18 protein-coding genes, 2 tRNA genes and 1 other RNA gene are annotated in these 18514 nt (G+C 71.0%); 12 read left to right on the forward strand and 9 right to left on the reverse strand.

The annotated features are described in order from the left end of the window. Positions 1-55: 55 nt before the first annotated feature. Positions 56-211 (reverse strand): DUF5679 domain-containing protein, encoded by a 156-nt coding sequence (locus ABD223_RS39040; RefSeq protein ID WP_015098458.1) that lies wholly within the window; start codon positions 209-211, stop codon positions 56-58. A gap of 204 nt (positions 212-415) precedes the next feature. On the opposite strand from ABD223_RS39040, the gene ABD223_RS39045 reads away from it, so the two are divergent. Further along, positions 416-943 carry a M48 metallopeptidase family protein gene (locus ABD223_RS39045; RefSeq protein WP_344042561.1) on the forward strand — a complete coding sequence of 176 codons (528 nt, stop codon included), beginning with the start codon at positions 416-418 and terminating at the stop codon, positions 941-943. Between the two features lie 270 nt (positions 944-1213). Here ABD223_RS39045 and ABD223_RS39050 read toward each other — a convergent pair whose 3' ends face one another. Continuing rightward, on the reverse strand, positions 1214-2524 hold the full coding sequence (locus ABD223_RS39050) for a zinc-dependent metalloprotease (protein ID WP_344042563.1): 1311 nt from the start codon (positions 2522-2524) through the stop codon (positions 1214-1216). An 80-nt stretch (positions 2525-2604) separates the two neighbouring features. Between ABD223_RS39050 and ABD223_RS39055 the strand changes: the two genes are divergently transcribed. Next, complete coding sequence (locus ABD223_RS39055) at positions 2605-3687, forward strand: YlbL family protein (protein WP_344042565.1); 1083 nt, start codon at positions 2605-2607, stop codon at positions 3685-3687. Positions 3688-3753: 66 nt separating this feature from the next. On the opposite strand, the gene ABD223_RS39060 is transcribed toward ABD223_RS39055, so the two are convergent. Further along, on the reverse strand, positions 3754-4296 hold the full coding sequence (locus tag ABD223_RS39060; protein ID WP_344042567.1) for a PPA1309 family protein: 543 nt from the start codon (positions 4294-4296) through the stop codon (positions 3754-3756). A gap of 130 nt (positions 4297-4426) precedes the next feature. On the opposite strand from ABD223_RS39060, the gene ABD223_RS39065 reads away from it, so the two are divergent. The 3 genes from ABD223_RS39065 (at position 4427) to ABD223_RS39075 (ending at position 7940) form a co-directional block, all read left to right on the forward strand. Beyond that, positions 4427-7405: a UPF0182 family protein gene (locus ABD223_RS39065; RefSeq protein WP_380648835.1), complete on the forward strand. Its 2979-nt coding sequence runs from the start codon at positions 4427-4429 to the stop codon at positions 7403-7405. A 106-nt stretch (positions 7406-7511) separates the two neighbouring features. Further along, positions 7512-7585, forward strand: a tRNA-Met gene (locus ABD223_RS39070). A gap of 281 nt (positions 7586-7866) precedes the next feature. Then, positions 7867-7940, forward strand: a tRNA-Met gene (locus ABD223_RS39075). 44 nt (positions 7941-7984) lie between these two features. Here ABD223_RS39075 and ABD223_RS39080 read toward each other — a convergent pair. After that, positions 7985-8182 (reverse strand): hypothetical protein, encoded by a 198-nt coding sequence (locus ABD223_RS39080; RefSeq protein ID WP_344042571.1) that lies wholly within the window; start codon positions 8180-8182, stop codon positions 7985-7987. 376 nt (positions 8183-8558) lie between these two features. Here ABD223_RS39080 and ABD223_RS39085 point away from each other — a divergent pair, with 376 nt between their 5' ends. The 5 genes from ABD223_RS39085 to smpB all read left to right on the forward strand — a co-directional run bounded on the left by ABD223_RS39085 (position 8559) and on the right by smpB (position 12430). Further along, complete coding sequence (locus tag ABD223_RS39085) at positions 8559-9059, forward strand: PadR family transcriptional regulator (protein WP_344042573.1); 501 nt, start codon at positions 8559-8561, stop codon at positions 9057-9059. A 51-nt stretch (positions 9060-9110) separates the two neighbouring features. After that, a complete protein-coding gene (gene prfB / locus ABD223_RS39090; protein ID WP_344042575.1) occupies positions 9111-10211 on the forward strand; it encodes a peptide chain release factor 2 in 1101 nt (366 codons plus the stop codon). A 79-nt stretch (positions 10212-10290) separates the two neighbouring features. Next, complete coding sequence (gene ftsE, locus ABD223_RS39095) at positions 10291-10980, forward strand: cell division ATP-binding protein FtsE (protein WP_344042577.1); 690 nt, start codon at positions 10291-10293, stop codon at positions 10978-10980. 40 nt (positions 10981-11020) lie between these two features. Further along, positions 11021-11923: a permease-like cell division protein FtsX gene (ftsX, locus tag ABD223_RS39100; protein WP_344042579.1), complete on the forward strand. Its 903-nt coding sequence runs from the start codon at positions 11021-11023 to the stop codon at positions 11921-11923. Positions 11924-11953: 30 nt separating this feature from the next. After that, positions 11954-12430: an SsrA-binding protein SmpB gene (gene smpB, locus ABD223_RS39105; protein WP_344042581.1), complete on the forward strand. Its 477-nt coding sequence runs from the start codon at positions 11954-11956 to the stop codon at positions 12428-12430. Positions 12431-12445: 15 nt separating this feature from the next. On the opposite strand, the gene ABD223_RS39110 is transcribed toward smpB, so the two are convergent. After that, positions 12446-13090 carry a response regulator transcription factor gene (locus ABD223_RS39110; protein WP_344042583.1) on the reverse strand — a complete coding sequence of 215 codons (645 nt, stop codon included), beginning with the start codon at positions 13088-13090 and terminating at the stop codon, positions 12446-12448. Further along, the gene (locus ABD223_RS39115) at positions 13078-14325 is read right to left on the reverse strand and encodes a sensor histidine kinase (protein ID WP_344042585.1); all 1248 of its coding nucleotides are present in this window, start codon (positions 14323-14325) and stop codon (positions 13078-13080) included. Before ABD223_RS39115 ends, ABD223_RS39110 begins: the two co-directional genes overlap by 13 nt. 172 nt (positions 14326-14497) lie before the next feature. On the opposite strand from ABD223_RS39115, the gene ssrA reads away from it, so the two are divergent. Together ssrA and ABD223_RS39125 are read left to right on the forward strand one after the other, a co-directional pair. Continuing rightward, positions 14498-14870: a transfer-messenger RNA gene (gene ssrA / locus ABD223_RS39120) on the forward strand. A gap of 167 nt (positions 14871-15037) precedes the next feature. Beyond that, positions 15038-15832, forward strand: a complete 795-nt coding sequence (locus ABD223_RS39125; RefSeq protein WP_344042587.1) for an SDR family NAD(P)-dependent oxidoreductase — start codon at positions 15038-15040, stop codon at positions 15830-15832. 45 nt (positions 15833-15877) lie between these two features. Here the strand turns inward: ABD223_RS39125 and ABD223_RS39130 are convergent, their stop codons facing one another. Genes ABD223_RS39130 through ABD223_RS39140 form a run of 3 tightly spaced genes read right to left on the reverse strand, consistent with a single transcriptional unit; the run spans position 15878 to position 18493 of the window. Beyond that, complete coding sequence (locus tag ABD223_RS39130) at positions 15878-17449, reverse strand: GMC oxidoreductase (RefSeq protein WP_344042589.1); 1572 nt, start codon at positions 17447-17449, stop codon at positions 15878-15880. Next, entirely contained in the window at positions 17427-18074 is a 648-nt protein-coding gene (locus ABD223_RS39135) for an alpha/beta fold hydrolase (protein ID WP_344042591.1), read from the reverse strand. The genes ABD223_RS39130 and ABD223_RS39135 overlap by 23 nt, the downstream gene beginning before the upstream one ends. Next, entirely contained in the window at positions 18071-18493 is a 423-nt protein-coding gene (locus ABD223_RS39140; RefSeq protein ID WP_344042593.1) for a hypothetical protein, read from the reverse strand. Before ABD223_RS39140 ends, ABD223_RS39135 begins: the two co-directional genes overlap by 4 nt. Positions 18494-18514: the final 21 nt, after the last annotated feature.

Below are 18514 nucleotides of genomic sequence, written 5' to 3' on the forward strand. Positions count from 1 at the left end.
CACGGTGGAGCTTGACGGGCGGCCGGGGCAGTGGGACTCGGCCGCCCGCCGCCGCTCAGACCTTGGCCTTGCCGAGGATCCGGGTCACCGTGGTCCCGCAGACCGGGCACTTGCCCTTGGCCATCCTGCGGTTGTTGCTCTCGTGCACCTCGCCCGTGAAATCGCGCTTCTCACGGCACTTGACGCAGTAGCCGTTGTAAGTCTCGGCCACGGCTTCCTCCCTTGTTCGCAAGAGTGCGGGGCGATCTGCGCCACACTCGGGGCTGCGCAGCACGCTACCTCCGGGAACGCCGGCCCGCTGCACGCCGCGTCGAACGTGTCCAGCCGCCTTTTGGGGGAACTTGATCGTCCGGGTATCCACAGGCCGCCGCTTGGCCGCCGCGAATTGTCGGCCCCTGGCCTTACCGTGAACGCCATGCCCGAACCGCAGGTGGAGGTGCGGCGCAGCGCTCGGCGCCGTCGCATGGTGAGCGCGTACCGCGAGGGGGACACCGTCGTCGTCCTGCTGCCGGCTCGCATGACGAAGAGCGAGGAGAAGCACTGGGTGGCGGAGATGCTCAGCCGCCTCCAGCGGAGCGAGACCCGCAGGCGTTCGCCCACGCGCACCTCCGACGCGGCGCTGTTGCAGCGGTGCGAGGAGCTGTCCGACCGCTACCTGGGCGGCGTGCGGCCGAGCAGCGTGCGGTGGGTGCCGCCGATGCGCACCAGGTGGGCGTCCTGCACGCCGAGCGAGGGCACGATCCGGATCAGCGAACGCCTGCGCGACGTGCCCGCGTGGGTGCTCGACTACGTGCTGGTGCACGAGCTGGCGCACCTGAGCGTGCCCGGCCACGGCAAGGACTTCTGGCAGCTCGTGCACCGGTACCCGAGGGCCGAGCGGGCCGTCGGGTACCTGGAGGGGCTCTCGGCCGCGGCCGGTCTGGGCATCACCGAGGAGGACTGAGCGCGAGCGCGCAACGCGAAGGGCCCCGGGTTCACCACCCGGGGCCCTTCGCGTTGCGCGCCCACCAGCCGTGGACGCCGGTCCCGGCTGTCCTGAACTTTGAACTCAGGGGTCCTGAACGTACGACACGGTGGTCCTGAGCGTTCGACTCGCGCGTTCTGGGCGTACGACACGGTGGGTCTGGGCGTACGACTCGCGGTGTCCGAGTGGAGGACACGTTATGTCCGGGTGGAGGACACGCGGTGTCCGAGTGGAGGACACGCGAGGTGGTCAGGCGTCGGGGTCCTGGTCCTTGGGCTTGTCCTCCAGGGTGCGCTGGAGTTCGGCGATCGGGTCCTCCAGGGCCTTGCGGGTCTGGCCGAACCGCTCGGCGAACTCCAGCGGGTCGTCCAGGTCCTCGGACGTGGGCACCAGGTCGGGGTGCTCCCACACGCTCTCGCGCTGCTCCGCGCCGTACTGGTCGCCGAGCAGCTTCCACAGGGCCGCGGCCGAGCGGTGGCGGCGGGGGCGCAGCTCCAGGCCCACCAGGGTGGCGAAGGTCTGCTCGGCCGGGCCGCCCGACGCGCGCCGGCGGCGCAGGGTCTCGCGCAGCGCCTCCGCGCCCGGCAGCCGCTCGCCGACGGCCTCGTTCACCACCACGTCCACCCAGCCCTCGACCAGGGCCAACAGGGTCTCCAGGCGGGTCAGCGCGGCCTTCTGCTCGGGCGTGGTCTGGGGTTCGAGCATCCCCGACTTCATCGCTTCCTCGATGCTCGCCGGGTTGCTCGGGTCGATCTGGCCGGCCAGCTGCTCCAGCGCCGAGGTGTCGACCGCGATGCCGCGCGCGAACTCCTCCACGGTGTCCAGCAGCCGCTGCCGCAGCCACGGCACGTGGCTGAACAGCCGCTGGTGGGCCGCCTCGCGGGCGGCCAGGAACACCAGCACCTCGCTCGCCGGCCGCTCCAGGCCCTCGGTGAACTTCTCGATGTTGGCGGGCAGCAGCGCGGCCGTGCCCTCGGGGCCCAGCGGCAGCCCGACCTCCGACGAGGTCAGCACCTCCGAGCCCAGCTGCGCCAGCGCGCCGCCGAGCTGCGAGCCGAACGCCATGCCGCCCATCTGACCGAGCATGGACAGCAGGGGACCGGCCGCCTCCTTGGCCTCGGCCGGCATCGCCTCGACCCACGCGCCCGACACCCGCCGAGCCACCGGGTCGCACAGCCGCTGCCACGTCGGCAGGGTCCGCTCCACCCACTCCCGCGCGCTCCAGCCCTCGGCCTTGCGGGCGCCGGCGGGCAGCGCGGTCACCGGGTCGAGCCACATCTCCGCCAGGTGCACCGCGTCGGTCACCGCGCTGTTCTGGTCCGGCCCGAACCCCGTGGTGGCGACGCCCTTGCCGGCCAGCTGCTGGAGGGCGATCTGCTTGGCGAGGTCGTAGTTGACCGGCCCGGACGACGTGCCCGCGTTGCTGAACATCGCGCCGAGCTGGCTCAGCATCGCACCGAGCTGGTTGAAGTCGAAGGGGTTCGCGCCCCCCTGGTCCTCCGGCTTGCGGCCGCGGTCGTCGGGGTCCTGCGGGCCGAACCCGAAGGGCAGGTCACTCATGCCACCACGGTACGCGGAACGGGGGTCGGGCGCGGGACCGGTTCGCCCGCGGCGTGACCGGGTGGTCGTAGGCTGGGGGCGTGAGCGAAGGCACCGCCGTGGACCACGCACCGGCCCCAGTCCCGCCCGCGCCGCGCCGCGGCCTGACCAGGCGGACGTGGACCCTCGTGGTCAGCCTCCTCGTCGTCCTCGCCCTCGGCCTGCTCGGCGGGTTCGCGAGGGTGCCCTACGTGGCGCTGGGCCCCGGCCCGACCTACGACACGCTGGGCCAGGTCAACGGCGGCGACGTGGTGGTGATCGAGGGCCAGGAGACCTTCCCGACCGCCGGCAACCTCACCATGACCACGGTCTCGCTCACCGACGACGTGTCGCTGTTCGGCGCCCTGGGCCTGTGGGTCAGCGGCCGGTACGCGCTCGCGCCGCGCGAGGAGTTCTTCCGGCCCGGCGAGTCGCAGGAGGACGTGCGCAACCAGAACGTCAAGGCGTTCCAGGACTCGCAGAGCAGCGCCGAGGTCGCCGCCCTGCGCTACCTCGACTACCCGCTGAAGGTCGTCGCCGCCGAGATCACCGAGGACACCGCCGCGGACCAGGTGCTGGAGCCCAACGACCGGCTGCTGGCGGTCAACGGCAGGCAGATCACCACCGCCGAGGACGTGCGGCCCGCGCTGGAGGGCACCAAGCCCGGCGACCGGGTGGCGCTGACCTTCGAGCACGAGGGCGAGCGCAGGACCTCCGAGGTGACCCTGGGCACCGCCGAGGGCCGCGACACCGGCTTCCTGGGCGTGCTGCCGCTCGACCGCGCCGACGTGCCGTTCGACATCAAGATCAGCCTGAGCGACGTCGGCGGCCCGTCGGCCGGCCTGCTGTTCGCCCTGGCGATCGTCGACAAGCTCACCCCCGGCGAGCTCAACGGCGGCGAGCCCGTCGCGGGCACCGGCGAGATCAACGAGAAGGGCGAGGTCGGCCGCATCGGCGGCATCACCTTCAAGATGGTCGCCGCGCGCGAGGGCGGCGCCACCGTCTTCCTGGTGCCCGCCGGCAACTGCGACGAGGCCAAGCAGCAGACGCCCGAGGGCCTGCGGCTGGTCAAGGTGGAGACCCTGGACGACGCCGTGCGCTCCCTGGAGAGCCTGAGCGAGGGCGGCGACGCCCCCACCTGCTGAACGCGCCCGGTGGTCGGGCAGCCGCGACCCGACCACCGGGCGTGGACCGGCGGTGGCGGAACGCGGTCAGGGCTTGAGCGTCTCCAGCAGCGCGCGCGTGAGGTTGGGCGCCAGCTCGGGGTGCGCCACGACCTCCTCGGGCACCTCCACCGTGCCGCGCAGCCGCAGCACGCACGCCGCCGAACCGTCCCGCAGCACCGCCGCCACCAGCCGCGCCTCGCGCCGCTCGGGGTGCTCGGCGGCGAACCTGCGGGCGCCCTCGTCGTCGAGGTCGCCCGCCGCCAGCTCGGCCTCGGCCTCCGGCGGCAGCACCACGATCTCCTGGGCCAGCGCGCACCCGCGCACGACCTCGGGCCACACGATCCCGGCCAGCGCCCGGTCCAGCTCGGAGTCGGGCAGGGAGTCCTGCGCGATCGGGGTCAGCGGTGACGCCCGCGGGTCGAGCTGACCGGCCAGCTCGGGCTGCTGGACCAGCAGCTCCGCGGTCGGCACCAGCGCGAACAGCTGGGTCGGCTGGTTCCACCCGCCGGTGGACACGAACTCCTCGACCTCGCGGGCGACCGCGGGCAGCGCCACGGTGGGCTTCTCATCGGCTGACACGCCCGCCATGGTCGCACCCACCCGAAACGGCGGACCGAACGGGGAACCCCGGGGACCCTCCGTAGAGTTGGACAGAACGTACGAACGCCACTACCGCGATCCAGGAGCGTGCCCCGTGGCCACACGGCCCCCGGTCGGACTGCCCAGGCTGTCCCGTCGCAGCCGGATTCTGCTCATCGTCGGTGCGGTGGTCCTGGTCGGTCTCATCACCGGTTCCAGGCTGCTCGGCACCTACGTCAACTGGCTCTGGTTCGGCGAGGTCGGCTTCCGCAGCGTCTACGGCACGGTGCTCGCGACCCGGTTCGGGTTGTTCCTCGCCGTGGGCCTGCTGGTGGGCGGCCTCGTCGCGATCAACCTCATCCTCGCCTACCGGAGCCGGCCGGTGTTCGTGCCGGTCACCGGGCCCGACGACCCGGTGGCGCGCTACCGGGCGATCGTCGCCCGCCGGATGCGGCTGTTCGCCATCGGCCTGCCCGCCCTGGTCGGCCTCGTCGCCGGCGCCTCGGCGCAGGCGGACTGGCAGCAGCTCCAGCTGTTCCTCAACAGCACCGCGTTCGGGGTGACCGACCCCGAGTTCGGGCACGACATCGGCTTCTACGCCTTCGAGCTGCCGTTCTACACCTGGCTGCTGTCGTGGCTGTTCATCGCCACCGCGGTCTCGTTCATCGGCGCGGTGGTGGCGCACTACCTGTTCGGCGGGATCCGGCTGGCCGGTCGCGGCGGGCAGCTGTCCGGTCCCGCCCGCACCCACCTGGCCATCGTCGCCGGTGTGTTCGTGCTGCTCAAGGCGGGCGCGTACTTCCTCGACCGGTACCAGCTGCTCTTCTCCGACCGGAACTCCCGGTTCCAGGGCGCGAGCTACACCGACCTGAACGCGGTGCTGCCCGCCAAGCTGATCCTGCTGTTCATCGCGGTCTTCTGCGCCGTGGCGTTCTTCGCGGGCGCGGTGCTGCGCAACCTCCAGCTGCCCGCCATCGCGACCGTGCTGCTGGTGCTGTCCAGCGTCCTGGTCGGCGCCGCCTGGCCCGCCGTGCTGGAGCAGTTCTCGGTCCGGCCGAACGCCATCGAGAAGGAAGCGCAGTCGATCAGCCGCAACATCGAGGCGACCAGACAGGCCTACGGGCTGACCGAGGACAAGGTCGAGACCGAGTCGTACGCGGGCAAGCAGAACGTCTCGCTCGACGAGCTGCGCAACGACCAGGCGACGGTCGGCAACGTGCGGCTGCTCGACCCGGCGGTCATCTCCAAGACGTTCACGCAGTTCCAGCAGCTGCGGCCGTTCTACTCGTTCCCGGCGAAGCTCGACGTCGACCGGTACAAAGTGGACGAGCAGCTCCAGGACTACATCGTGGCGGTCCGCGAGCTGAACACCGGCGGCATCCCGCAGGCCCAGCGCGACTGGATCAACCAGCACCTCATCTACACGCACGGCAACGGCATGGTGTTCGCCGAGGCCAGCAAGGTCAACTCGGCCGTCGACGAGGGCGGCAACGGCGGTTACCCGCTGTTCGAGGTGGCCGAGGTCGGCCAGGACGGGCAGGTCAAGCCCGGCCCGTTCGGCGTGGAGCAGCCGCGGACCTACTTCGGCGAGATGGGCCAGCCCGGCGACTACGCCATCGTCGGCGGCCGGGGCGAGGGCGCGCCCGGCGAGTACGACACCGACGGCTCGTCGTACACCTACGAGGGCAAGGGCGGCGTCCGCATCGGCGGCCTGTTCAACAAGCTGGTCTTCGCCGCGGCCTACGGCGAGCGGAACATCCTGTTCAACTCGGCCATCGGCGACGACTCGCGGATCATCTTCAACCGGAACCCGCGCGACCGCGTCGAGGACGTGGCGCCGTGGCTGACCGTGGACGGCGACCCGTACCCGGCGGTGGTCGACGGCCGCATCACCTGGATCGTCGACGGGTACACCACGCTCGACAACTACCCCTACGCGCGGCGCACCGCCCTGAGCGACGCCACCAGGGACTCGCTGCCGGGCGTGGCGCAGCAGCCGAACCGGCAGATCAGCTACATCCGGAACTCGGTCAAGGCCACTGTGGACGCCTACGACGGCACGGTGAGCCTGTACGCGATGGACGAGCGCGACCCCGTGCTGAAGGCCTGGCAGGGCGTGTTCCCGGGCACGGTGAAGCCGGCCGGCGACATGTCGCCGTCGCTGCGCGAGCACCTGCGCTACCCGGAGGACCTGTTCAAGGTCCAGCGCGAGATCCTGGCCCGCTACCACGTGGACAACCCGCGCGACTTCTACTCGGGTGTCTCGTTCTGGGCCGTGCCGTCCGACCCGACCGTGGACAACGCCACCACGGTGGAGGCCCAGGAGCAGCAGAGCCGCCAGCAGCGCGACCAGCAGCCGCCGTTCTACGTGCTGGCGGGCGACCCGACCGGCGACCCGAACAAGGTCAGCTTCCAGCTGACCAGCGCGTTGGTGCGCGAGAACCGCGAGTTCATGGCGTCGTACGTGACGGTGAGGTCCGACCCGGACAACTACGGCCGGTTCAGCGTGCTCACCCTGAACAACGAGGCCAAGGGCCCGCAGCAGATCCAGACGCAGTTCCTGACCTCCGGCGAGGTCAGCAGCGAGCTGAACCTGCTCACCCAGCGGCAGACCAACGTCGTCTACGGCAACCTGATCACCCTCCCGGTGGGCGGCGGCCTGCTCTACGTCGAGCCGATCTACATCGAGCGGGCCAGCCAGAACACCCAGTTCCCGCAGCTCTACAAGGTGCTGGTCAGCTTCGGCGACAAGGTGGGCTACGCGCCGACGCTGAGCGAGGCCCTGGAGAAGGTGCTCACCGGCGCCTCCACCCAGGTGCCGGGTCAGGACAGCGGCAACCAGCCGCCGTCGAACAACCCGTCGACCACGCCGACCGTGCCGAACGCCGGCGACGGGCAGTCGCCGGACGTCCAGCAGGCGGTCCGGGACATGCAGTCGGCGCTGTCGCAGATCAGGGCGGCGCAGTCCAGCGGTGACTTCGCGGCGCTGGGCAACGCCTACAAGGCGCTGGACGACGCCATGAAGCGGTTCGACTCGGCCAACGCCTCCGCGACGCAGCCGCCGGCTTCGACGACGCAGCCGTCGACGACGCAGCCGACGCCGACGCCGACCGGCTGACCTGCGGAAACCGGTGAGGTAGTCACTGGATCGGGTGGCCCCGGACACATCGGGGCCACCCGATTTGCATCTCACGGCAATCCCTGCGTAGAGTAAGCATTACCAACGCGGGGTGGAGCAGCTCGGTAGCTCGCTGGGCTCATAACCCAGAGGTCGCAGGTTCAAATCCTGTCCCCGCTACAAAGTTGGAAGAGTCCCGTCTGCGGAGCGCGCAGACGGGACTTTTTCGCATTTCACACCGGGGGTCCTACCCCCGGGCCCCGGGCAGGAGGGCTCCGCCCCCTGCACCTCCGGGTGGGGGGTGGGTGGGGATGGGAAAAACCTTGGTGGATTTGGGTGGGCCGCCGTGGGGGCCGACTGGTGCGTCAGGTTCTCGGGATCCCGCCTGAGCTGCGGAAATGTGGTTTGGGTACCCCCCTGGAAAAGGGGGTTTTCGGGGTGTGTATAGTTCTACATGTCAACGCGGGGTGGAGCAGCTCGGTAGCTCGCTGGGCTCATAACCCAGAGGTCGCAGGTTCAAATCCTGTCCCCGCTACTGCGTTGAAGGCCCCCTCTCTTCGGAGAGGGGGCCTTTTGCCTTCAGGACATGTTCTCGGCCCAGTACTGCGCGCAGGTCAACGAGCAGACCCGGCCCTCGCCGCTGACCGTGCGGTGCCGGCGGATGTGCTTGCCGCACACCATGCACTCGTCCTTGCCCGCTTGCTCGGGGATGGTGCCGCTCGCCCACGCGCGGGCGTTGCGCACGACCTTGGTCCCCGTTGTCCACTTGATGCCCACAGCTGACCTCCCAGGATACGAACACCCGTGGTAATGGTCCCACCACCGGCCGTGTTTGCCAGATCAGGGGGACGACATCACCGAGTTGTGCTATCGGAGGGGCCGGGATGTGGCGGCGAGTGGCTGCGGGCGGTGACCGCGGCTGCCGTTAGGGTGAACGCAATAGTGCGGTTTCGGTGGGGTGCAAGGGATTCCGGCTCGCGTGGACAACCCGGGTCAAGCGGCTGAACGCGTGGTGGGGTCCGGGGCGCCGGTTACGGAGAGGTGCTTCCCGTTGCTCCGCTTGGCCCAACTCCGCTAGCCCGTGATCAGCCACTGTGGACGGAACGGCTGACCATTGTGGACACCGTCCGCACGGCGTGGCACCGTTGGTGGGGTGTCGGACCTGAATGCGACCGCGGCGGCCCTGCTCGGGCTGCTGCACGACGGACCCAAGACCGGTGGCCAGCTCGTGGCTGAGGCCGGGGAGCGCTTCGGTGCGTTCTTCAGCGTCACCCGCAGCCAGGTCTACCGCGAGCTGCCCGCGCTGGCGGACGCCGGCCTGCTCCGCCTCGGCAAGCAGGGACCGCGCTCCAGCCAGCAGTACGTCCTCACGGCGGCGGGCAAGAAGGCGTTCAAGAACTGGTTGCTCTCCGAGCCCGGTCCGGACCACCTGCGCAGCCCGCTGATCCTGCGCCTGGTGCACGCCGGCTCGTTGACGCCCAAGCAGCGGCAGAACCTGATCGACTCGGCGCGCGCCACCTACGGCGCCGAGCAGGACGCCGCCCGGACCGCCGTCAAGACCGCCGAGGACGCCTACTCGAAGGCGGTCGCCGAGTTCGGCCTGGCCCACGCCAAGGCCGTGCTCAAGCTGCTCGACGCCATCCCGCACGGCTGAGGCGCGCCAACCGGTCGCGCTCCGCGACCGGTCCTGGCGTAATCTTCTGCCGTGAACCCCGACGTCGAAGCAGACATCAAGGACCTCTCCGCCACGCTCGCGAGCATCGAGGCGGTGATGGACCTCGATTCGCTGCGCGCGCAGGTCGCCGAGCTGGAGCAGGAGGCGGCCCGCCCCGACCTGTGGGACGACCAGGAGAAGGCGCAGCGCGTCAACAGCCAGCTCTCGCACAAGCAGGGCGAGCTGCGGCGGATCACCGGGCTGCGCGACCGCCTGGACGACCTCGGCGTGCTCTACGAGCTGGCCGAGGACGAGGGCGACGAGGGCAGCCTCGCCGAGGCCGACACCGAGCGCGCGAAGCTCCGCGACGAGATCTCGTCGCTGGAGGTCCGCACCCTGCTGTCCGGCGAGTACGACGAGCGCAACGCGCTGGTCACCATCCGCGCCGAGGCGGGCGGCATCGACGCGGCGGACTTCGCCGAGATGCTCCTGCGCATGTACTCGCGGTGGGCGGAGCGCCACGGCTACCCCGTGGACGTGTTCGACACCTCTTACGCGGAGGAGGCGGGCATCAAGTCCGCCACGTTCCGGGTCACCGCCCCCTACGCCTACGGCACGCTGAGCGTGGAGCAGGGCACCCACCGCCTGGTGCGCATCTCGCCGTTCGACAACCAGGGCCGCCGGCAGACGTCGTTCGCGGGCGTCGAGGTGGTGCCGGTGGTCGAGCAGACCGACCACGTCGACATCGACGAGAAGGACCTGCGGGTCGACGTCTACCGCTCGTCCGGCCCCGGCGGCCAGGGCGTGAACACGACCGACTCGGCGGTGCGCCTCACGCACATCCCGACCGGCATCGTGGTCTCCTGCCAGAACGAGCGCTCGCAGCTCCAGAACAAGGCCACCGCCATGGCCGTGCTCCAGGCGAAGCTGCTGGAGCGGCAGCGCCAGGAGGAGCAGGCCAAGATGGACGCGCTCAAGGACACCGGCTCCAGCTGGGGCAACCAGATGCGCTCCTACGTGCTGCACCCCTACCAGATGGTCAAGGACCTGCGCACCGAGCACGAGGTCGGCAACCCGTCCGCGGTGCTCGACGGCGAGATCGACGCCTTCCTGGAGGCGGGCATCCGCTGGCGCAAGCAGCAGCAGTCCTGATCGGTCAAGCCCCCGTCCGGCAGTGCTGCAAATGGGCGAGACGGGGGCTTTACGCCGCCGATGAGTAGACTCGCGCCTCGTGATTCGCCTCGAACACGTGTCCAAGGTCTACAAGACCTCTTCGCGCCCCGCGCTCGACAACGTCTCCGTCGAGATCGCCAAGGGTGAGTTCGTGTTCCTCATCGGGCCGTCCGGGTCCGGCAAGTCCACGTTCCTGCGCCTGCTGCTGCGCGAAGAGGTGCCCAGCAAGGGCCGCGTGTACGTGTCGAACTTCGACGTCGCCAAGATGTCCCGGCGCCGGGTCCCCCGCCTGCGCCAGTCGATCGGCTGCGTCTTCCAGGACTTCCGGCTGCTGACCGCCAAGACCGTCGCGGAGAACGTCGCGTTCGCGCTGGAGGTCATCGGCAAGCCGCGCAACACCATCGTCAAGGTGGTGCCCGAGGTGCTCCAGCTGGTCGGCCTGGACGGCAAGGCCGACCGCATGCCGCACGAGCTGTCGGGTGGTGAGCAGCAGCGGGTCGCCATCGCCCGCGCGTTCGTCAACCGGCCCCTGGTCCTGCTCGCCGACGAGCCGACCGGGAACCTGGACCCCGACACGAGCCAGGACATCATGCTCCTGCTGGAGCGGATCAACCGCACCGGCACGACGGTGCTGATGGCCACCCACGACCACTCGATCGTCGACTCCATGCGCCGCCGCGTCGTCGAGCTCGACAACGGCCGCATCATCCGCGACGACGCGCGGGGCGTTTACGGCGTGGGCCGCTGAACACCCCCTCCGACCCCCGACCCTGAGGAACGCTCCCCCGATGCGTACCAGCTTCGTGTTCAGCGAGGTCGTCACCGGCCTTCGCCGGAACGTCACGATGACCATCGCGATGGTGCTGACGACCGCGATCTCGCTCTTCCTGTTCGGCGTCGGCCTGCTGGTCGTCAACATGGTCGGCAAGATGCAGGACGACTACCTGGGCCAGCTCGAAGTGGCCGTCATGCTGACCAACGACATCAGCTCGAACGACAAGGACTGCACGCAGGAGCCGTGCCGGGGCCTGCGCACCGACCTGGAGACCATGTCGGGGGTCGACACGGTCGTCTTCGAGAACCGCGAGAAGGGCTACGAGCGGTTCCAGAAGATCTTCGAGGCCCAGCCCGAGCTGGTGAAGCTGGCCCGGCCGGAGGCCATCCCGGCCATGTTCCGGGTCAAGCTGGAGGACCCCGAGCGGTCCGACGTGATCGTGCAGGAGTTCAACGGCAAGGCCGGCGTGAAGAACGTCGACGACCAGAGCCAGGACCTCGACCGCCTGTTCGGCTTCCTCAACGGCGTGCGCGACGCGGCCCTGGCGCTGGCGCTGCTCCAGGCCGCCGCGGCGCTGCTGCTGATCTCGAACACCATCCAGGTGTCGGCGTTCACCCGGCGCACGGAGGTCGGCATCATGCGGCTGGTGGGCGCGACCCGCTGGTACACGCAGCTGCCGTTCCTCATCGAGGCGGTGGTCGCCGGCGTGATCGGCGCGATCGCCGCGATCGGCCTGCTCGTGGTGACCAAGGTGTTCCTGCTCAACCGGGTGCTGGGCGAGCTGTTCTCGTCCAACATCATCCCCGAGGTGAGCATGGTCGAGATCCTGTTCCTGGCGCCCGTCCTGGTGGGTGTGGCGATCCTGATCTCGGCGCTGACCGGGTACGTCACGCTCCGTCTCTACGTGCGCCTATAACGGCTGGCGCGGTCACGTAAGGTTGCGGTCATGGTCAAGGAGCGCGGTCAGAAGGTGATCGCGTCGAACCGCAAGGCTCGGCACGACTACACCATCCTCGACACCTACGAAGCGGGCGTCGTGCTCGTCGGCACCGAGGTGAAGAGCCTGCGGATGGGCAGGGCGTCCCTTGTGGACGCCTTCGGCCAGGTCGACGACGGCGAGATCTGGCTGCACGCGCTGCACATCCCCGAGTACGTGGCGGGCACGTGGACCAACCACGAGGTGCGCCGCAAGCGGAAGCTGCTGCTGCACAAGAGCGAGATCGAGCGGCTGATCGGCAAGACCAAGGAGAGCGGCCTGTCGCTGATCCCGCTCCAGATGTACTTCAAGGACGGGTACGTCAAGGTCGAGCTGGCGCTCGCGCGCGGCAAGAAGGCCTACGACAAGCGCCAGGACCTGGCCAAGCGGGACGCGCAGCGGGAGATCCAGCGGGCGCACGGCCGGGCGCTCAAGGGCCGGTACTGACCCCGGGCCGCGCGGCTACCCCAGGTTGAGGTACGCCAGCACGGCCCGGACCCGGCGGTGCTCGGAGGTGCTGGGCTCCAGGCCGAGCTTGGCGAAGATGTTGCCCACGTGCTTCTCGACCGCGCCGTCCGACACGACCAGCGACGCGGCGATGGCGCTGTTGGACAGGCCCTGCGCCATCAGGCCCAGCACCTCCCGCTCGCGCTGGGTGAGCGCGTCGACCGGGTTGCGCCTGGCCCGCACCATCAGCTGCATCATGACCTCGTGGTCGATGCTGGTGCCGCCGGCGGCGACCCGGCGCACCGCGGCCACGAACTCGGACACGTCGGCCACCCGCTCCTTGAGCAGGTAGCCGACGCCGGTCGAGCCGCCCGCGAGCAGCTCGACCGCGTACCGCTCCTCCACGTACTGCGAGAGCACCAGCACCGGCAGGTCCGGCACCCGCTTGCGCGCCTCGATCGCCGCCCGCAGGCCCTCGTCGGTGAACGTCGGCGGCATCCGCACGTCCACCACGGCCAGGTCGGGCCGGTGCTCCTCGACCGCGACGAGCAGCGCGTCGCCGTCCTCCACGGCCGCGACGGTCTCGATGCCCTCGTCGGCCAGCAGGCGCTGCACGCCCACCCTGAGCAGCACCGAGTCCTCGGCGATCACCACGCGCACGGCAACTCCGCCCGGATCACAGTCGGCCCACCGACGGGGCTCAGCACGACCACCACGCCGTCGATCGTCGCAGCCCGGTCCGCCAGGCCGGCGAGCCCACCCCCCGGACGGGCCTGCGCGCCGCCGCGCCCGTCGTCCACGACCTCCACGACCACGGAGTTCTCCGTGCGGGTCACGCTCACGTGCGCCGCGGTGGCCCCGGAGTGCTTGGCGAGGTTCGTCAGCGCCTCGGCGACGGTGAAGTAGGCGGTGCTCTCCACCGCCGTCGGCGGGCGCGGCTCGACGTCGACCTCCACCGCCACCGGGACGGGGCACCGGGCGGCCAGCGACGACAGCGCCGCGTCCAGGCCGCGGTCGCCCAGCACCGACGGGTAGATGCCGCGGGCCAGGTCGCGCAGCTCGGAGATGGCCAGCTTGGCGTCGGCGTGGGCCTCGGCGATCAGCGCGCGGGCCGACTCGGGGTCGGTGTCCAGCTTGCCGCGCGCCCGGCCCAGGCCCATGGCCACCGCCACCAGCCGCTGCTGCGCGCCGTCGTGCAGGTCGCGCTCGATGCGCCTGCGCTCGGCCTCGGCCGCCTCGACGCCCCGCGCCCGGCTGGCCGACAGCCGCTCGGTCTCGGCCGACAGCAGGCTCGTCCGCGACGGGCCGAGCACCGCCCTGGCGAGCGCGGCGTGACCGGCGCCCATGAGCTTGACCAGGCGGATGGCGACCAGGCCGAGCAGCACGCCGAGCACGGTCACCGGGATGGCCTTGACGAAGGTGTCGATCGACCAGACGCCCCAGGGCAGCAGCACCTCCCACGTGGCGGACAGCCAGTGCTGGTAGAAGGGCAGCAGGACCATGGCCGCGACCGTGGCGCCCAGGACCAGCGTGATCGAGAACTCGGCCACGCCCAGCGGCAGCATGAGCAGCCAGTAGCCCAGGTCGCGCCACGTCGACGGGTCCTTGACGACCACCCTGGCGCGGTCGAGGAGGCCCGAGGCGGGCAGCGGGCGGTGCGGGTTCGGGATGTCGACCCCCAGCGCCACGCGCACCAGCGCCCGCTCGCCGGACGCCGCCGCGCGGGCCAGGAGCAGGGTCAGCACGCCCAGCGGCAGGCCGATCCCGATGAACAGCGTGCTGACGCTGATCGCGGTCAGCGGCACCAGCAGGCAGAACCAGAAGAGCCCGGTCGCCAGGTTCAGCAGGAGGTACCCGCTGGTCCGGAACACGTCCGGGTCGGTCCGCGTCGTCATGTTCCCCACCTTCACCGCCAGATGTACCCGACCAGCATCGCCGGTCCGGGTGACATCGGGCCATCAGGTGCGCCGGACAACAGCAGGTGGGGACAGCCCTACCGCCTCGTGGGCGGTAATGGGAATGAACGGCGGGCCGCGGGGCGTTATGATGTGCGGAGACCCAAGACCAGGGGGTGAACGGTTTCGACTTTGTGCGTTGATTCAAGGGAAGCGTGCCGGTGCAGGCGAGAGACCACCGCAAGCGTCATCGCAAACCAATAAGCGCCGAGTCTAACGACCAGCGCGCGTTCGCCCTCGCCGCCTGAGGCCAGGAGCGACGCTGTCGGCCCGGAGGAGCCTCCGCTCCGGTCGCCGGCATCAGCTAGGAGGCTCACCGCCGTCCCCGGCCACGGGGGACGGTCGGGACACCCACAGTGGCTGGGCCCGCCACGACGACTTGTCCGCGTGATCGTCGGGGTCGAGTAGAGGCTTAGCGGACTGCGCACGGAGAAGCCTTGATGAGGCGGCAGAGGACCCGGGTTCGATTCCCGGCACCTCCACCGGTAGCGGAGCGGCCCCCTTCCTCGCGGGAGGGGGCCGCTCCTGTTCTCCCACCCCCGACACCGAACCCCCGTGGGCGCGGGCCGAAGTCTTGTGCGGCCACCTGTCACCCGACCGGCCCTAGTGTCCCGTCGTCAGGGTTGGAGTGGATCTTCCAGGGGATGGTGCAGTGGACCTCCGATTGCAGGGCAGGACCGCGCTGGTCACGGGTTCCTCGGCGGGCATCGGGTACGCGATCGCCGAGGGGTTCGCCCGCGAGGGCGCGAAGGTCGTCCTCAACGGCCGCGACGGGGAGCGGCTCGCACAGGCCGCCAAGCGGTTGGCGGCCGCCGTGCCGGGGGCCGAGGTGGTCGAGGTCGTCGCGGACGTCGGCACGGCGGAGGGCTCCGACACCGTCATCGCGGCCGCGCCCGACGTCGACGTGCTGGTCAACAACGTGTCCTCGTTCGAGCTGCGGCCGTTCCGGGAGATCTCCGACGACGAGTGGCTGCGGTACTTCCAGACCAACGTCATGGGCGGGGTGCGGCTGTCCCGGCACCACCTGGACCGGATGATCTCGCGGAACCAGGGCCGCGTCCTCTTCATCAGCAGCGACGCCGCCGTCGACATGGCGGTGGAGATGCTGCACTACTCGGTCACGAAGACCGCGACGCTGGCGTTGGCGCGCGGGCTGGCGGAGCTGACCAAGGGCACCGCCGTCACCGTCAACACGGTGCTGCCCGGCCCGACCGTCACCGAGGGCGTCGCCGAGATGCTGGACGGCGCGTCCGCGCAGAGCGGCCTGTCCCGCGACCAGCTCGAAGCCCGGTTCTTCCAGGACAACCGCCCCACCTCGCTGATCCAGCGGTTCGCCACGCCCGAGGAGGTCGCCAACGTGGTCCTCTTCCTGGCCAGCCCGCTGGCGGCGATCACCAACGGCGCGGCCGTGCGGGCCGAGGGCGGTGTGGTGCGCTCGGTGCTCTGACCGGGTGGACGACCCCGGGGCCCGCGCGGGCCCCGGGATCGCGGGCTAGACCAGGTCCTCGGCGATGACCCGGGCGATGTTGCGCTCGGCCAGGGCCGTGATGGTGACGAACGGGTTCACGCCCAGCGAGCCGGGCACCAGCGCGCCGTCGGTCACGTACAGCCGGCGGTAGCCGTTGACGCGGCCGAACCCGTCGGTCGCCCGGCCCAGCACCGCGCCGCCCAGCGGGTGGTAGCAGAAGTCGGCGGTGAACGGCTGGTTGTTGGCGAACACGTCGTGGCGGTAGGTCGTGCCGTTGGCGTCGTTGATGTCGTCGAACAGCCCGCGGGCGGCGGCCACGGAGGGCTGGGCCTGCGCGGCGGTCCACTGGAGCTCGGCGCGGTCCCGCGCGTGGTCGAACGTGAAGCGGCCCCGGTTGGGGTTCTTGGTGATGGCCAGGTACAGGCTCACGTAGGTCTCGACGCCCGCGGGCACGGGCGCGATCTCGGCGATCACGTCGCGCGCCGGGTCCTCGATCGCGAGCACGGGGATGGCCGACTGCTTGAGGCCGGTCGGGTGCAGCAGGTGGTTGTTGCGGGCGACCATCACGTTGCCGTTGGGCCCCCAGCCCTCGCCGACCTCGTCGCCGAGGTCGGGCAGGTCGCCGGTCTCGCGGGCGCGCAGCAGCAGCTCGGTGGACCCCAGGCTGCCCGCGCCCAGGAACAGGTGGTCGCACGTCAGGTGCTTCTCGGCGACCAGCTCGCCGTCGGGGGTGATCCGGCGGACCGCCAGCGCGTACCCGGTGGCGGTCGGCTGGATCCGGGTCACCCGGTGCAGCGGCGCGATGGTGACGTTGCCGGTGGCCGTCGCCTGCGCCAGGTACCCCTTGTCCAGGGAGAACTTGCCGTGGTTGTTGCCGTAGAGCACCTCGGTGGCCAGCGCCGACTTCGGCGCCTCGCCGCGCTCCTCGCGGGCCATGTGGTCGAACGAGTAGACGTTCGGCAGGAACCTCGTGCCGTACCCGGCGCGGCCGGCGAGGGTCCGTGACAGCCTGGCGTACCGGTAGTACTCGCTGCCCTCGAAGTACGAGCCGGGGATGGCGTTGACCCGGAGCATCCGCTGGGCCAGCGGGAACCACCGCCCGTACATGTCCGCGGCGTCGACGCCGGGCAGCACCTGCTCGAAGTACGCCCGGTCGGGCACCACGGCCATGCCGCCGTTGACCAGGGAGCCGCCGCCGACGCCCCGGCCCACGTAGACGCCCATGCCCGGGAAGTTCACCCGGTCGAGGACGCCCGCCCAGCGCGGGATCGGCCGGTTGGCCAGGTCGAGGAAGAGGATGCCGTTGACCGGCGCCTCGGTGCGATCCTTGAACCACATCGAGCGCCGGTCCGGGTTGACCATGTCGCAGTGGACGTCGCCGTCCGGGCCGGGCGTCGTCCACGCCTGCCCCATCTCCAGCACGAGGGTGCGGACGCCCGCCTCGCCCAGCCGCAACGCCGAGACGGCCGCGCCGTACCCGCTGCCGACGACGATCGCGGGGACGTGGCCGTCGGACGCGGCGGCGCGGCCGGTGGTCAGGGCGGCGGTGGTGAGCGCGCTCAACCCGAAGAAGCTACGACGGGAAAGATCCTTCATGTTCCGGGAGGCTAAGCCGGCGGCCGTCGAGGTACCTCTCGATCAGGTCGGCCACCAGCCCCGGCTGCTCGAACGCGACGGCGTGCGTGGCGTCCAGGCGCACCACCTCGACGTTGTCCGGCAGCGTCGCCAGGTCGCGTTCGAGCCCCCGCCGGTACGGCTCGAACAGCGCCTGACCGGCCATCGGCCGCGTCGCCACGGCGAGCAGCACCGGGCAGCGGACCTCCTGGAGCACCTCGAAGCAGTCCAGCTCCTCCAGGGCTCGTTGCAGCTCCGGTTCCCCGTAGGCGCGGAACGCCTCGCGCAGCTCGTCGATCTCCGCCAGCGGCGCCGGGTCGAGGTAGCGCCGGACCTGCGTCGGCACGCCGTGCCCGTCGAGGTCGACCACCGCCGGGCACTCGGGGTGCCGCCGACCCCACAGCGCGGCGACCATGCCGCCCATCGACATGCCGACCACGGCCGGGTTGTCCGCCGCGTGCGGCTCGATCCGGTCGAGCACCGACTCCCAGTCCCACGGCCCGCGCAGCTCCAGGGGCACCACCTCGTGCCCGCCCGTCATGGCCTCGACGACCGGCGTCCAGTCCGCGGGCGACCCGCCCGCTCCGTGCAGCGCCAACACCTTCACGCGTTCAACCTCGCTCTCACCGAGGCGACGGTCACGCCGCCTTCCGGGTCCTTGGTCAACTTGCCGCGCCGCACCAGGTCGTGGACGCCCTGCTTGGTGACGCCGAGCATCGCGCCGGCCACCGAGTACGAGACCGAGTGCGCCGCCGGGTGCCCCATCCGCCGGGCGACGACCCGCCCGAGCGGGGTCCGCCACCAGTCGGCGGGCGGGTCGAACGGCTCGTCACCGGGGTAGAGCGCGCCGACGAGCCGCGCGATGGTGTGCCGGGCGGCCGTCTCGTCGTCGCCCAGGAGGGTCGCGGCCATCCGCCCGGCCACCGCGTCGACGCGGTCGGGCAGGTCGCCGACGTCGTCGAAGAGGATCTCCAGCGGGTCCAGGAGTCGGACCCTGATGATCGTGGCGAGCTGTTCCGCGAGCACGACGCACCTCCTTGACGGCTA

The sequence above is a fragment of the Saccharothrix xinjiangensis genome (assembly GCF_039527585.1).
Classification (GTDB): domain Bacteria; phylum Actinomycetota; class Actinomycetes; order Mycobacteriales; family Pseudonocardiaceae; genus Actinosynnema; species Actinosynnema xinjiangensis.

Coding starts and splice junctions, on each gene's coding strand:
- ftsX (WP_344042579.1), top strand. CDS start 11,021: ATGCGTACCAGCTTCGTGTTCAGCGAGGTCGTCACCGGCCTTCGCCGG.
- ABD223_RS39130 (WP_344042589.1), bottom strand. CDS start 17,449: ATGAAGGATCTTTCCCGTCGTAGCTTCTTCGGGTTGAGCGCGCTCACC.
- smpB (WP_344042581.1), top strand. CDS start 11,954: ATGGTCAAGGAGCGCGGTCAGAAGGTGATCGCGTCGAACCGCAAGGCT.
- ABD223_RS39115 (WP_344042585.1), bottom strand. CDS start 14,325: ATGACGACGCGGACCGACCCGGACGTGTTCCGGACCAGCGGGTACCTC.
- ABD223_RS39045 (WP_344042561.1), top strand. CDS start 416: ATGCCCGAACCGCAGGTGGAGGTGCGGCGCAGCGCTCGGCGCCGTCGC.
- ABD223_RS39060 (WP_344042567.1), bottom strand. CDS start 4,296: ATGGCGGGCGTGTCAGCCGATGAGAAGCCCACCGTGGCGCTGCCCGCG.
- ABD223_RS39050 (WP_344042563.1), bottom strand. CDS start 2,524: ATGAGTGACCTGCCCTTCGGGTTCGGCCCGCAGGACCCCGACGACCGC.